Genomic DNA, 13,592 nt, shown 5'->3' with positions numbered 1-13,592 from the left:
GCTTTTACAATGGAATCAATCTGTTCCTGGGACATCTTACTCAAAGTCTTTAGAGCCATACTCGATCTCTTTATCAGATTTCTTACTTCTTGTACGGAAAGTAAGTCTTTATCAGAAAGCATCATGTATTTACCCCTTCTTTATGCAATTTGGTAATCTCCTGAACAAGCTGAGCTTTTTTGGCCTGTCTCATTTGCCTATTGTTAATCTTCACGATTCCTAGTCGTTTCGCTTCCTCTCTTAGCTCACCAACTGTCATTTTCTTTAGCTGCTGCTCTGCCTGACTTTCAGGTAGTAGGTTGGTGGCGTTATCCGAGTTAGTCAACGGTGCCGATGCTGTATCCGCAAGAGGCTCGCTTTGAGCAGGTAGCAATTCACTATCAAGGTGTTGTAGCTCTTCGGTTGTTTTTGATTTTCCCGATTTTCCAAGCTCCTTTGTCTGTGAAGGTGTTTGGGTAATTTGTGTTGCCAGCCTGCGGTTTCTTGGTTGGAATGGTAAGCTATTCGGCTGTTCCACCATTCGATATAAGTTATCATCTGGATTTGAGATCACATGCTTAGAAATTAGTGTGCCAACTCTATCCACTGCTTCTGCCCCTGCTTCCACAGCAGCGGTAATCGCTGACACATCTCCTGTAATTTTTACGGTAACAAAGCCATTTTTTATTTTCTCCAACCCAATCAAGGTAACATTAGCTGCCTTCATGGCTGCATCTGCTGCTTCTATAGACGCTAACAGCCCTTTTACCTCAATGAGTCCTAAAGCATTTTTTCTCATAGGATCACCTTATTTACTTAATAACTCTGGGGATTTTCGGCAACGTATTGGACGGCCTCGGCAAATGCATCACATGCTGCCTTACAAGCGGATTGACTTCCTGTTAGCAATGCACCACCGAAGTTGGTCTCCGAGGGTGGACCGTAGAATGTCGCCAGCTTAACATCGGCTGCTTTCAAGGCAGCATCAAGGGCATACATTGCTTCCAAAGGAGGTGCAATCAGGTAAGCAATAGCTTCTGCATCCTCTAAATTTGCCATCTTGGACAAATACGTTCCTGGTCGAGAAACACAATGAGCAAAGTAAGCGATAGAATCATCATCATTAGCACTGATAAAATGAGCTCCATTATGAATGAAGTCGACCGCTGTATGTAAGCCACTTCGAATTTCTGCTGGATTTGGACCAGCCAATATTCCTATTACTTCTCCCGCCAATTTCGAATTGGCATTGGCAGCTCCTGCATACATTGATTTGGCATATACGACATCAACGGCTGCCTCCTTTGTCGCTTCATCCAAAGCAGTATAGGTTACATCGTCGCTGTCAGCCGTTATAATCCCTAAGCTTTTTTGATTGGGTTGTAGCTGAAATGCTTTTATCATATCGGGAGCCACATTTGGGATGATTTTTACACTCAACACATTCGCCCGAAGTGCATCATTCTTCATTCAAAATTCCCTCCTAAGGACAATGGGGAGTTTATAGTTTTAAATCGATTCCGCTCGCTTTTTTCTCCAGCATAGTCTTAATCAGCTCAGCAATATGGGCACCCGCTTCCACAGGAGGTGTTCCGCCCTTATGGATATTGGAGATAACTGTGCGGCGTGCTTCTGGCATATTAATCGTTGCCTTGTAGGCGATATAAGCACTCATCGACTCTGCTGTGACCAGACCTGGACGCTCACCGATTAATACACAGGTTACGTCTGCTCCAAGTATCTCGGAGATTTGATCCATAGCGCCAACACGACCTAATTTTACAAAAAATGGTGTTCCCACCTGAATTTTATACCCCTCTAATCCTTGTATGATGGCTGGCAAAATATCCTTTGCATTCGCTTCTACAGCAGCAGAGCTTAGCCCATCAGACACATAGATTTGAACTTGAGGCTGCTTCTGACAGTTTGCCTTAATCTTTTGCAAGCCCTCTTCAGATATTTTTCGTCCTAAATCCGGTCTGGTTAAATATTCATCCTTATCCTTACAAAGGGTCTGTACGCTAAAGAGATTCATCTCTTGTAAGAACTGTTCATCTACATGTGAAAACACAGCGTCCTGTGCCGCAGCATGGTCCGCACGAAAGCGAAGCGTGGTTTCTGTCTTATAACGAGGACCTGCACGCCAAATTCCCAGACGGGCGGGGGTGCGTTCTTTCATTTTTAAATAACCTTTTGCATCTACTGGATCAGGCACTAGCAATTGGCTTTTTAGATCAATTTTCGTAATATCATCAATAGCTCCATCGGAAGGCATCTGCGGTTGGACAACCCATCCACCACCGACATTAGATTCAGGTCGAGGCTTGGCGGATTTAATTTCAATTTTTCCCTCCGTTCTCTCTGGGCCTTCACTGGAGGTCAATTCCGCTAAAACCTGTTCTACTACTTTTCTGATGTCATTTTCTTGAAGCATGCTCTAGCCTCCATTCCTTACGCTAGGAAAACAGATGCATCCCCAGCACGTTTTGTTAGCTTACCATTCTCGATGAATCCCATTTTTTCCATCCATTTTTCAAACTCAGTTATCGGCCTTAAATGAAGTAGTTCACGAAGAGTTGCTGTTTCATGATAACCAGTTGTTTGATAGTTCAGCATCACATCGTCTCCATGGGGAATACCCATGAAATAGTTACAGCCAGCCGTGGATAGAAGAACTGCCAAATTCTCGATATCGTTTTGATCCGCTTTCATATGGTTCGTATAGCAAGCATCGCAGCCCATGGAAATACCGGTTAGTTTCCCCATGAAATGATCTTCCAAACCTGCGCGAATGACCTGCTTACTGTTGTACAGATACTCAGGTCCAATGAATCCCACTACGGTATTTACCAGAAACGGGTCGTACTTCTTAGCAAAGCCATAGCAACGTGCTTCCAGCGTTACCTGATCCACACCATGATGAGCCTCAGAAGATAGCTCAGAGCCTTGTCCTGTCTCAAAATACATGACATTTGGCCCGGTTGCCGTTCCGTCTCTGTGAGCCAACTGACGTGCCTCTTCAATCATGTCCCCTGAAATTCCGAAGGCTTCATTTCCTTTTTGAGTACCAGCAATACTTTGGAAAATAAGGTCGGCTGGAGCTCCCTTACGGATTGCCTCCATCTGGGTAGTCACATGAGCTAACACACAGTTTTGTGTAGGGATTGACCACTTTTGCTTGAAATCCTCAAATCTCTTCAATACCCGACTTACGCTTTCTACGGAATCATCTACGGGATTTAATCCAATAACAGCATCACCAATGCCAAAGGTAAGCCCCTCCATTAAGGAAGCTGTAATTCCATCTGGATCATCTGTGGGATGGTTGGGCTGCAATCGAGCTGACAGAGTACCCTCATAGCCAATTGTTGTATTACAGTGGGCTTGAATACGGATTTTTCTTGCTCCATAAATAAGGTCCAAATTCGACATAAGCTTCGTGACCGCGGCAACCATTTCACTGGTTAGCCCCCTGCTAATTCTCTTGATATTTTCCTCTGTGGTATTTTCATCAAGAATCCATTCACGTAGCTCAGAGACTGTCCAGTTCTTTATTTCGTTATAAATTTTTTCGTTGACTGCATCTTGAATGATCCGTGTCACTTCATCTTCTTCATAAGGAATAGCTGGATTATTCCGCAGGTCAGCCATTGTAAATTCACTCAGCACAATTTTAGCTGCTACCCTCTCTTCTGAGCTTTCCGCAGCGAGGCCAGCCAATTTATCTCCTGATTTTTCTTCGTTTGCTTTTGCCATGACGTCCATCACATTTTTAAATTGATATGCATTGCCGAAAAGGGTTGTTTTAAGTTTCAACGCCGTCACCTCATAACTGTTAGGAATGAAATACTAGAGTTTTAATGATTACAGGTAGCACACGGCCGTTTGCCAGTGGTTTTCCTATATCGATGTAATCGCCGTTTTCTAAACGGATGCTATCAATGCATATAACCTCTTTCGAAAATTGCAGTTGCCTATGCATCGTCTGACCTAACACTTTGGCAAAATCCATTTCAACAATTACCACCAAGGGCAAATCTGCTTTTATTAACGCCTCCATACCACCGATTAAAGCTTTGGCAAGCTCCTGAATTTCTGTAAAGCTTGGGCTTTTTTTCCCACGAATAGCAATGGCGACAGGCTGCCATTCGTTTTCTAAGATGAACCAACGTAATTTTTCCTGTAGGACATTTTGTAAATGAGCAAAGCCTTGTGATTCATCCTCTTCTGTTAGCTTTAAAATAGGCAGATTTTTCATAGGAAAGTTTTCCTCTGTGTATGTAATCGTGCTCCCACTTATCTCGGTTGTATGCGTCCCCGCTCCAACGACAGTTGCCCGGATCGTCTCTGCAGCTTGCACCAATTTCAGTTTTTCGCAGAGGGATGATTGGCGAATCGCTTGTCCTAGCAAAATTCCTATATCCCCGTAAGCTAGTACATCATCTGCTTCCGGATGATAAACATAATCAGCCACTCCGCCAGAGAAAGAGATGTATTGCGGGTGAATCCGATCATCAATCCCATGATGGGTTACAATGGTTGAATAAAATGGGGTACGCTGTGTCAGATTGACGGACTGCTTCAGCAGGCTTACCATTTCGATTACTACTTTTCTCAACTGCTCGATATCAGCTATATCCCCCTCTTTTACCTGTAAATTCCTCTCGTAGATAAGCTGCTTGATTTTATCAGCAATGTAGGTAATTTTACGTGTAGAAGGTTCGATTTTTATAAGCCTGCCTCCAATATCCAAGCACCCTGTATTCACCAATTCTCCGTCGTTAAACACAGCTAAATTGGTTGTACCACCACCAATATCTAAATTGACAACACTAGCCCCCTTCTCTTCTGATACCTTGTCTATTCCAGCTCCCTTTGCCGAAATAATGGATTCAAGATCAGGACCGGCCGTTGCCACAACAAAATCTCCAGCAAAACCACTCAAACTCTGCAATACATCCCTTGCATTTTGCTTTCGAGCAGTCTCGCCAGTGATAATGACAGCCCCTGTTTGCACGTCATTAGGCCGAACATGTGCTTGTTGATACTCCTTTTCTACAATCCTGCGAACCGCGTCACTATCAATCTCGGTTTGTGAAAGTAACGGAGTAAAATGAATATCGCTTCGATAGATAATTTCTTTATCCACAATCGTAATGCGCGGAACTCCAAAAGCAGATGCTGTATTTTCGATGCCAATCTTGCTAAAGACGAGTTGTGTGGTTGATGTACCAATGTCTATTCCGACACTAAGCACTTCCTCTTTCATTCTGTTACCACCTCAAGTGTTTCCTGCGAGCAATTCCTTGATCTTCTCAAGACCTTGTTTTTCATAGCTACTCACATGAAAAATTTGTTGTGCTCCTGCTTCACGTAAAAACTGTTCGGCACGCTCCAGCTCTTCTTTTTGATTACACCGATCTACTTTAGTAACAATCCCAATCACTGGTTTAGCAAAGGCGCTAGCAAATTGAACAGGGAACAAACTAGCTTGATCCGTGCAAGCTTGTACGAATCCAATCAAATCACACTCTGCTGAGGTTACGATAAGTGCACGGTAATAATTACGGTTCTCAATATACTCACCAGGCGTATCAATAATATTTTCTACAGTTTCAATCATCTGTGTTTTATGGTAGCTGAGTTTTGTATTCATAAGAGCTTGAGTCAGAGTTGTTTTTCCACAACCCGTCCTACCCACTAGCATTATGATTTTTCCCATAGCTATGACCTCGTTATAGATGTAGCTGAAAAGTGTAAGACTTCAGAGAGCATTTTCAGAACTTCTCGTAGCGCAGATTCCACACTTGAGATATCACCGGTAATGACAAGTGAACCACTGAATCTATCTACGAAACCAATAGAAACATCCGCAGATTTGGTGGCTACATCTGCTGCAATGATGGAAGCCTCGCTTGGCGTGATCGTTAGGATTCCAATCGCTTTGATATTTTCAGAGAGAAGCCCCAGCTTTTTATATAGATCGGGATTGGGATTTGCAATCAAGTGGGCTAGAGTCACCTGCTTTCCTGGAACATATTCTTGAATGACACGTTGTTTCTCTTCCATATGCTTCATCACCACACTTCATAGTTATTATGATTGTTAGCTAGACAAAGTATGCTCCAATGTCAAACATGTGTTTATGAAAAAATGGTTAAAATAAATCAAGCTGATGAAAGACAGAATAACACTATGTCTGCTTATAAAAGGAGAAAGCTATGAAATCGGAATCCTACCCTGTGATAGATATATGGTGAGTTGAAAGGAGACAGACATGAACCATTTCCAAATAAAAACGAGCATTCATTTCGGGACAGATGCTTTATCTAGTCTTCAGCGTATAGAGAATAAACGTATTTTCGTGGTAACCGATCCCTTCATGATTAAGTCCGGGATGATTGATAAGGTAAAGCTTCAGCTAGAGGAAAAAAACGAACATATCACCATTTTTCATAATATCGTTCCAGATCCTCCCCTCGAAAACATCGTGAATGGTATACAGGTCATGAGTGCAGCCGATCCTGATGTCGTGATCGCTTTAGGCGGCGGATCAGCAATTGATGCAGCAAAGGCAATTTGTCTGTTTAAAAATCGCCTGAATCAGAAAGAAGCGATTACAAAAGAGGTAACGTTCATCGCCATCCCAACTACGAGTGGAACTGGTTCTGAGGTAACGAATTTTTCGGTTGTTACAGATCGTACTAAAAATGTAAAATACCCGCTTGTTTCTGATGAAATGCTCCCAACCGAAGCAATTCTCGACCCGGAACTCGTAAAAACTGTCCCTCCATTTATAACAGCTGATACCGGAATCGATGTGCTAACGCATGCTCTGGAAGCCTACGTATCTACGCTTGCCTCAGACTTTACGGACGCCTTCTCGGAGAAAGCCATACGACTTGTGTTTGCCTACTTAGAAAAATCATTTCGAAATGGGGAAGATCATCTCTCACGTGAGAAAATGCATAATGCCTCCTGTATAGCCGGACTTGCCTTTAATACGGCCTCACTGGGTATTAGCCACAGCATGGCGCATATTATTGGAGCCAAGTTTCATATTCCTCATGGGAGAAGCAATGGCATCGTGTTGCCGTACGTTATTGAATACAATGCTCACATTAAAGGGTATACAGATCGAAATTTCAGCATAGCGGCCAATAAATATGCGGAAATCGCTAAGCTTTTGAATTTGCCCTCCTCTGATACACGAAACGGAGTAAAAAATCTGATTATCGCAGTGAAAAAGCTTCGAAAGGATTTAGGAATGCCCGCGTCTCTAAAAGAAGCAGGAGTAAAAAAAGAGGAGTTTTATCAGGAGCTGGATAGTTTAGCCGAGATAGCTATGAAGGATAAATGTACAACTACGAATCCGCGTTCCCCTAGCATTGGGGATCTAAGGAATCTTTTTGAACAGGCTTATTTAGGAAATTAGGTACCAATATTAATTTTGCTATTGACAATTCTGGATTGTACGAGTATCATTCACTATAACAATTAAGTCCTCGTTAGGTGAGGCTCCTATACAAACATAGGCCACTGCCCAGAAATATCGAAAGATGCCCATGGGTAGAACAGGAACTGTCGGATTAAGGCTTTTCTTAAGGTGGCTAAGAGATTGTGTTACTCTCTTTACGTTGTATAGTGCCAAAACTCGACTAGGGGGAGCGAAAATGCTTTTTTTGGCTATGCATATTTCCAACCCTCTAGTTATTCCTAGAGGGTTTTTCATTTTGTAAAGGGGGGATTCCACATGGAAGGCAGTCCTAGTCATCAATGCAAACAGCTATATCAATCATTTGTAACAAGAGAGAAGCATATTTTCTATGCCCTTACATGTTTGCTATGCTCTTTTTTTCGCCCCCCTTTACCAACTACGTGGGTGTCTTTAAGTATGTGTACATGACATGCGAGTGCATAGAAAAATAGTGCAGCTAGCTCTCTCTTTTACAGGGAGAGTTTTTTTGTGTCTATTTTTCACACTCGGGAGGTACTACCATGAAACAACGTAAACACATTACAAAAGCATCGTTGAACCACGACATTTCTTCTCGTCTTCTTGACGCATCTACCTCGAATATCGATAACCTTATGGAAGCCTTGGCTACATCTATGACGGGATTATCAGAATCTGAGGTCAATAAGAGATTAAATCAATACGGTCAAAATCAAATTGCCCAAGAAAAACAGGCAGCCTGGTACATCCAGCTCCTATTATGCTTCAAGAATCCATTTATTCTAATATTGCTTGGGCTAGATATATTCTCTTATTTTTCAGATGATCTGGAAGCATCCATCATCATTAGTACGATGGTTTCCATTAGTGTACTTATCACTTTTACCCAGGAGTTCCGTTCCAGACGGACAGCAGAAAAACTAAAAGCGATGGTCAGAACCACTGCTACTGTAACTCGCCTATCGATAAAACAAGAGATCGACATGGAGAATCTAGTGCCAGGAGACATCATTCACCTATCAGCCGGTGATCTTGTTCCAGCAGACGTCCGAATCCTTCATTCTAAAAATCTGATTGTAAGTGAATCGGCTCTCACCGGAGAAGCCTTCCCCGTTGAAAAACAAGCTACTGTTGAACCATCTCTTCACGCATTAGAGTGTTCCAATCTTTGTTATATGGGGACAAACGTGATAAGCGGAGCCGCCACTGCCCTAGTGATATCTACCGGTTCTTCTACTTACTTCGGCTCCATGGCAAAAACATTGGTCGATAAGCGTCCATTGACAAGCTTTGATAAGGGAGTCAACAGTATCACCTTTGTCCTGATTCGCTTTATGCTGATTATGGTCCCTATTATCTTCTTCATTAACGGCTTTACAAAAGGGGATTGGTTGGAAGCCTTTTTCTTTGGATTATCCATCGCTGTTGGCTTAACACCAGAAATGCTTCCCGTTATTGTAACGGCTAATCTAGCCAAAGGTGCAGTTAGCATGGCACGCAAAAAGGTAGTCGTAAAGAAACTCAATGCGATTCAGAATTTAGGAGCTATGGATATTCTATGCACCGATAAAACAGGAACACTTACACAAGATAAAATCGTTGTAGAAAAACATGTAGATATTCACGGTAATGATGATACGAATGTATTGAAATATGCTTATTTGAACAGTTACCATCAAACAGGGTTAAAAAGCTTGCTGGATGTTGCCGTCGTAGAGCATGCTATCCGTAGTGATGTTACGGGGATCGAGAAAAAGTATCAAAAAATAGATGAAATCCCCTTCGACTTTCATCGCCGTCGCATGTCAGTGGTATTAAAAAACAATGAAGAGCATATTCTCATCTGCAAAGGTGCTGTAGAAGAAATCCTGGATCATTGCTCTCAAGTATCTAGCAACGGACAGCTCATGCCCCTCACATCACAAGTAGCGGATAACATGAAGAAAACGGTGCATGATTTAAACATAGATGGTCTACGTGTCATCGCCGTTGCCATCAAGTCTTGTGATTTTCGGGATCATGTGTATAGCATTGAGGACGAAAATGAATTAATTCTGGTTGGATTTCTTGGATTTTTAGATCCACCAAAGGAAAGTGCCGCAAGCGCCATCCAAAAGCTGCATGCTAGCAGAGTCAATGTTAAAGTCCTTACAGGAGATAATGCAGTGGTTGCTCGTAAGGTTTGCACAGATTTAGGCCTGAAGGTTGATCAGGTAATTGTTGGGAGCCAAATTGATGATGTAACGGATGAAATGTTAGCTGATTTAGCCGAAAAAACAACCGTGTTTGCCAAGCTGAATCCGTTACAGAAGGCAAGAATCGTTCGTGTGCTGCAATCCAAAGGGCACACGGTAGGGTTTATGGGGGATGGAATCAATGATGCTGCATCCTTGCGCGAAGCAGATGTGGGAATTTCCGTGGATTCAGCAGTCGATATTGCAAAGGAATCAGCAGACATCATTTTGTTAGAAAAGAGCTTGTTGGTATTAGAAGATGGAATACTGGAAGGACGTAGAACGTTCGGAAACATTATTAAATATATCAAAATGACAGCTAGCTCCAATTTTGGTAATGTATTCAGCGTATTAGGCTCAAGTGCATTTCTCCCCTTCCTTCCTATGTTACCCATTCATTTATTAATTCAGAATTTATTTTACGATATTTCACAGCTATCCATTCCTTGGGACAATATGGACAAAAAGTTTTTGCAGACTCCAAGAAAATGGGATGCGAAATCGGTAGGGCGTTTCATGCTTTTCATTGGCCCTATTAGCTCAATCTTCGACTATGCCACTTATTTCGTCATGTATTATGTATTTGCAGCCAATACCATTGCCGATCAATCCTTATTCCAATCTGGCTGGTTTATCGAAGGCTTATTGTCGCAGACGCTTATTGTGCATATGATTCGTACAGAAAAAATACCATTTATTCAAAGCCGAGCTAGTTTACCCGTTTTACTTTTAACTAGTATAGTGATGATAGCAGGTATCTATATTCCATTCTCTACTTTTGGAGCAAGTGTTGGATTACAGCCGTTACCACTTGAATATTTCCCTTGGCTGGTAGGCATCTTACTTTGCTATGCACTTCTTACCCATCTCATAAAAAAATGGTACATTCGTACTTTTAATGAATGGCTATAAGGTTAGCAAAACATTCTGGCAAAGCTACTTACTTCGCTTTGGGTCCACAGCTACCTGTCATATGGACCCAAAGCAGATAACCTACCTAGTACGTAAATTATTTACGAATATCACTCATTTGAGGAGCTTCTGGTCATTCATCTATATGTTAGCAGTAAACGAACGTTTGATGAAAGACAAGCTGTACCGGTGCTCCTCTTATGATTTCTTTCTCACTGCCAGAACCACAAACAACCAACCTAACATGAAGCAGACACCACCGATTGGAGTGATAGCACCTAGCATTTTGACTCCCGTTACACATAAGAGATACAAGGAGCCTGAGAAGATGAGAATCCCAGCCAATAAAAAAGTACCAGCCCATTTCAGCATAGCGGTTTCCCCTGCTTGCTTCCCTAACAGCCCAACGAATAACAAGCCTAGGGCATGATACATTTGGTAACGTACTCCTGTTTCAAAAGTGGCTAAGCTTTTGGCATCTAGCATCTTTTCAAGTACATGAGCTCCAAAAGCTCCCAAGGCTACACCTAATAATGCTAGTATGGCGCCCGCTGTTACGTAACGTTTTAGCATAAAGTCCCCCTTACTTTTCTCTAACGCTTCTCATTTTTTGTCAGAAAGCATGCATGATCCTATCATAGCATCTCTTGTTGTATGGAAAAAACAGAAGGGACCCATAATCCATGGAGAAAGCGTGACGAAAAAATAAACTGATTTTGGTCAGCTCTCTTGTTCTATGCATGATGTAGTGCATCACTACATTCGTACAAGTACCAGTCCATCCATTTTACATATAAAGCGCTTACCTGTATACGTAAGGACAGAACAGTTGGTTGTACACAAAAAAGCTGATCAGCAAATGACACCGATCAGCTTTTTTCCTTATGTCTATTCTTCGCGAATGACTATTAGTACACCAATAAAGATTAATATCGTACCTACCCAAAAAGAGAAACCAATCTGTTCACCTAGTAATATCCACCCTAAAAAAGTACCGACGATTGGCTGGAAAAAGAAAAATAAACCGCCACTTGAAGCATTAAGCAGCTGCAGTCCACGATTCCACAGTAAAAAGGCACATGCAGTCGAGATAACCCCCAAGTATAAAAGCCCGCCCCAAATAGTTGGATGCGTCATGGTTTGAAAATCGAGCTTAGCTAATCGACCAATCGTAAAAGGGGTTAGAACAACAATCGCAACAAGAATGGCATAGCTCGTTACGACAATTTGTGAATACTGTTCCGGCACACGTTTAATCAGAACAGACATAAGTGACCACGTCAGTGCAGCGATAAGCAGCGATAAGCCCCCAAGCTGGTGAGACGAAGCAATATGACCATTTCCAACAATAATACAAACTCCAATCGTTGCTAAAAAAATAGAGATTGCCTTTTTATGCGTAATTTTTTCTTTTAAAAAAATACGCGCAAATAGCACCATAAATGCAGGTGTGGTTGAAGTGATAATGGCCCCTGTTTGTGCAGTAGAAAGCATCGTACCAACTTCCTGAGTCACGATTGAAAGGGTATTTCCAATAAGGCCAATGATGATAATTAATGGCCAGTCTCGTTTTTCAATCCGCCATGATTGTTTTGTTATAACGCCAATCATTAGCAATGCACAAATGGCAATTACATAGCGAAACCATACTAATTCTAGTGGTGGCACGAGGTCTACCACTGCTTTTACAACTACGTACATCCCGCCCCAAATGCTAGCAGCGAGTGATAAATATAAAGAACCTAATATTTTTTTCATGATGTACCCTCCGTTTTAGATGGACAATTCCTGTCCTTAACGGAGATGGAATTATTCTACCGTTAAGGAAGAATAACTACAGGTACATCATTTTCAAATAATGGTGACCACATCATCAGCTAACAACTCCCATTCAAAGCGTTTCGTTTATCGTACAATACTTTTGTTGCGAATGGAACATGTATTCATCAGAAATCCTCATCATTTGAGATATTCCTTATGCTACGATTGATGTAGTCCTTCTTTAGTAATCCATATATCTCCAAATCAACTACACCTTTACCAGACCATAAAAAAGCTTGTCTTAATAACCCTTCTTTTATAAATCCATTTTTTACGATAATTTTCTTTGAAATTTGATTTGCAGGCATGATCTCTGCTTGGATTCTATTAACATCAGCCTCTTCAAATAAAAATCTTACTATTTCCCCAACAGATTCAGTTGCAATCCCTTTCCCCCAGTACTCCTCTGCCAAAAAGTAACCAATCGATACCATATTCACTTTTTGATTGAAATCCATACATTCCATAATTCCAACTAGCTTATTTTCTTTATTTTTTTGGAAAATTCCCCATTTAATTCTGCTTTTCTTATGATAATCTCTATCAAAATGGTCAATCATTTTCCTTACAGTTTCTAAATTATGCTTAGGAATAATCCCACAATATGCAAATACTTTATCATTGTCGTAGATTGTATAGACCTCGAGTAAATGCTCCTGTTCTATTTTTTTCAATAGTAAATGTTCAGACTCCAATACTGGAAAATCCCCAAAAACCTTTCCAAGATTCATTTTATTCATCTCTTTCTAGATTATTATTTGATTGGTATATATATTTTCATTTTCATTTCATTTGGATATCTTGAGTTCAAGACATCCGTAATCTCAAAATCAGGCCCATCTCTTCTCTCATAGTTGGAGTTGAGTAACCATGTACCATAAATGTATCTTCTCGTATTTTGAACTAAATCAGTGGTGCCGTTGACCTTGAATTTAGCATATTTACCCTCGGGAATTTCAAGATTCATGAAACCCTTTTCTAATTCTGTATTTATTTCCATCACTTCTTCACCAATAATAAAAGAAAAATGACCTTCATCATGAAAATTTGTCGATATACCAAATGACATAGTAGGTGAACTTTCTCCTTGGAATCCTAAGATAATACCCTTTATTTCCAAAATCAGTATAGAATGTAGGAATTTCCTTAAAATATTGTTCATGATTTAAATTCGTTTTGTACTCATAACC

The 13,592-nt window shown here is 41.2% G+C and carries 13 protein-coding genes, 1 pseudogene and 1 riboswitch; of the genes and pseudogenes, 2 read left to right on the top strand and 12 right to left on the bottom strand.

All coding sequences use genetic code 11. From position 1 onward, the window contains the following. From AYJ08_RS24315 to AYJ08_RS04235, 8 genes are all read right to left on the bottom strand, one after another. Positions 1-125: hypothetical protein (locus AYJ08_RS24315; protein ID WP_231928999.1), on the bottom strand; the 125-nt coding region annotated here is incomplete at its 3' end. After that, on the bottom strand, positions 122-778 hold the full coding sequence (locus AYJ08_RS24805) for a BMC domain-containing protein (protein WP_064016720.1): 657 nt from the start codon (positions 776-778) through the stop codon (positions 122-124). The genes AYJ08_RS24805 and AYJ08_RS24315, both read right to left, overlap by 4 nt. 17 nt (positions 779-795) lie before the next feature. Then, complete coding sequence (gene eutL, locus AYJ08_RS04260; RefSeq protein WP_064016719.1) at positions 796-1,449, bottom strand: ethanolamine utilization microcompartment protein EutL; 654 nt, start codon at positions 1,447-1,449, stop codon at positions 796-798. A gap of 31 nt (positions 1,450-1,480) precedes the next feature. Then, entirely contained in the window at positions 1,481-2,413 is a 933-nt protein-coding gene (eutC, locus tag AYJ08_RS04255) for an ethanolamine ammonia-lyase subunit EutC (RefSeq protein WP_064016718.1), read from the bottom strand. A gap of 17 nt (positions 2,414-2,430) precedes the next feature. Continuing rightward, complete coding sequence (locus AYJ08_RS04250; RefSeq protein WP_064016717.1) at positions 2,431-3,795, bottom strand: ethanolamine ammonia-lyase subunit EutB; 1,365 nt, start codon at positions 3,793-3,795, stop codon at positions 2,431-2,433. A 19-nt stretch (positions 3,796-3,814) separates the two neighbouring features. Beyond that, the gene (gene eutA, locus AYJ08_RS04245; RefSeq protein WP_064016716.1) at positions 3,815-5,248 is read right to left on the bottom strand and encodes an ethanolamine ammonia-lyase reactivating factor EutA; all 1,434 of its coding nucleotides are present in this window, start codon (positions 5,246-5,248) and stop codon (positions 3,815-3,817) included. 12 nt (positions 5,249-5,260) lie between these two features. Next, complete coding sequence (locus tag AYJ08_RS04240; RefSeq protein ID WP_031415199.1) at positions 5,261-5,701, bottom strand: EutP/PduV family microcompartment system protein; 441 nt, start codon at positions 5,699-5,701, stop codon at positions 5,261-5,263. A 2-nt stretch (positions 5,702-5,703) separates the two neighbouring features. Beyond that, positions 5,704-6,057, bottom strand: coding sequence for a BMC domain-containing protein (locus AYJ08_RS04235; RefSeq protein ID WP_003339475.1), 354 nt, complete (start codon positions 6,055-6,057; stop codon positions 5,704-5,706). 199 nt (positions 6,058-6,256) lie between these two features. Here AYJ08_RS04235 and AYJ08_RS04230 point away from each other — a divergent pair, with 199 nt between their 5' ends. Both AYJ08_RS04230 and mgtA read left to right on the top strand, forming a co-directional pair. Continuing rightward, positions 6,257-7,414: a 1-propanol dehydrogenase PduQ gene (locus AYJ08_RS04230; RefSeq protein ID WP_064016715.1), complete on the top strand. Its 1,158-nt coding sequence runs from the start codon at positions 6,257-6,259 to the stop codon at positions 7,412-7,414. A 62-nt stretch (positions 7,415-7,476) separates the two neighbouring features. After that, positions 7,477-7,652, top strand: a riboswitch (M-box (ykoK) riboswitch). A gap of 325 nt (positions 7,653-7,977) precedes the next feature. Further along, the gene (gene mgtA / locus AYJ08_RS04225; protein WP_064016714.1) at positions 7,978-10,581 is read left to right on the top strand and encodes a magnesium-translocating P-type ATPase; all 2,604 of its coding nucleotides are present in this window, start codon (positions 7,978-7,980) and stop codon (positions 10,579-10,581) included. Between the two features lie 198 nt (positions 10,582-10,779). Here the strand turns inward: mgtA and AYJ08_RS04220 are convergent, their stop codons facing one another. The 4 genes and pseudogenes from AYJ08_RS04220 to AYJ08_RS04205 form a co-directional block, all read right to left on the bottom strand. Continuing rightward, positions 10,780-11,154: a DUF423 domain-containing protein gene (locus tag AYJ08_RS04220; RefSeq protein ID WP_064016713.1), complete on the bottom strand. Its 375-nt coding sequence runs from the start codon at positions 11,152-11,154 to the stop codon at positions 10,780-10,782. Positions 11,155-11,469: 315 nt separating this feature from the next. Continuing rightward, positions 11,470-12,339 (bottom strand): DMT family transporter, encoded by an 870-nt coding sequence (locus AYJ08_RS04215; protein ID WP_064016712.1) that lies wholly within the window; start codon positions 12,337-12,339, stop codon positions 11,470-11,472. A gap of 188 nt (positions 12,340-12,527) precedes the next feature. Then, positions 12,528-13,133, bottom strand: a complete 606-nt coding sequence (locus AYJ08_RS04210) for a GNAT family N-acetyltransferase (RefSeq protein ID WP_064016711.1) — start codon at positions 13,131-13,133, stop codon at positions 12,528-12,530. 23 nt (positions 13,134-13,156) lie between these two features. Next, positions 13,157-13,592 (bottom strand): annotated as a pseudogene (locus tag AYJ08_RS04205) (GyrI-like domain-containing protein); the annotation flags it as partial.

Source organism: Brevibacillus sp. SKDU10, from assembly GCF_001645205.1.
Taxonomy (GTDB): domain Bacteria; phylum Bacillota; class Bacilli; order Brevibacillales; family Brevibacillaceae; genus Brevibacillus_B; species Brevibacillus_B halotolerans.
This window is presented reverse-complemented; position numbering and strand designations above follow the sequence as displayed.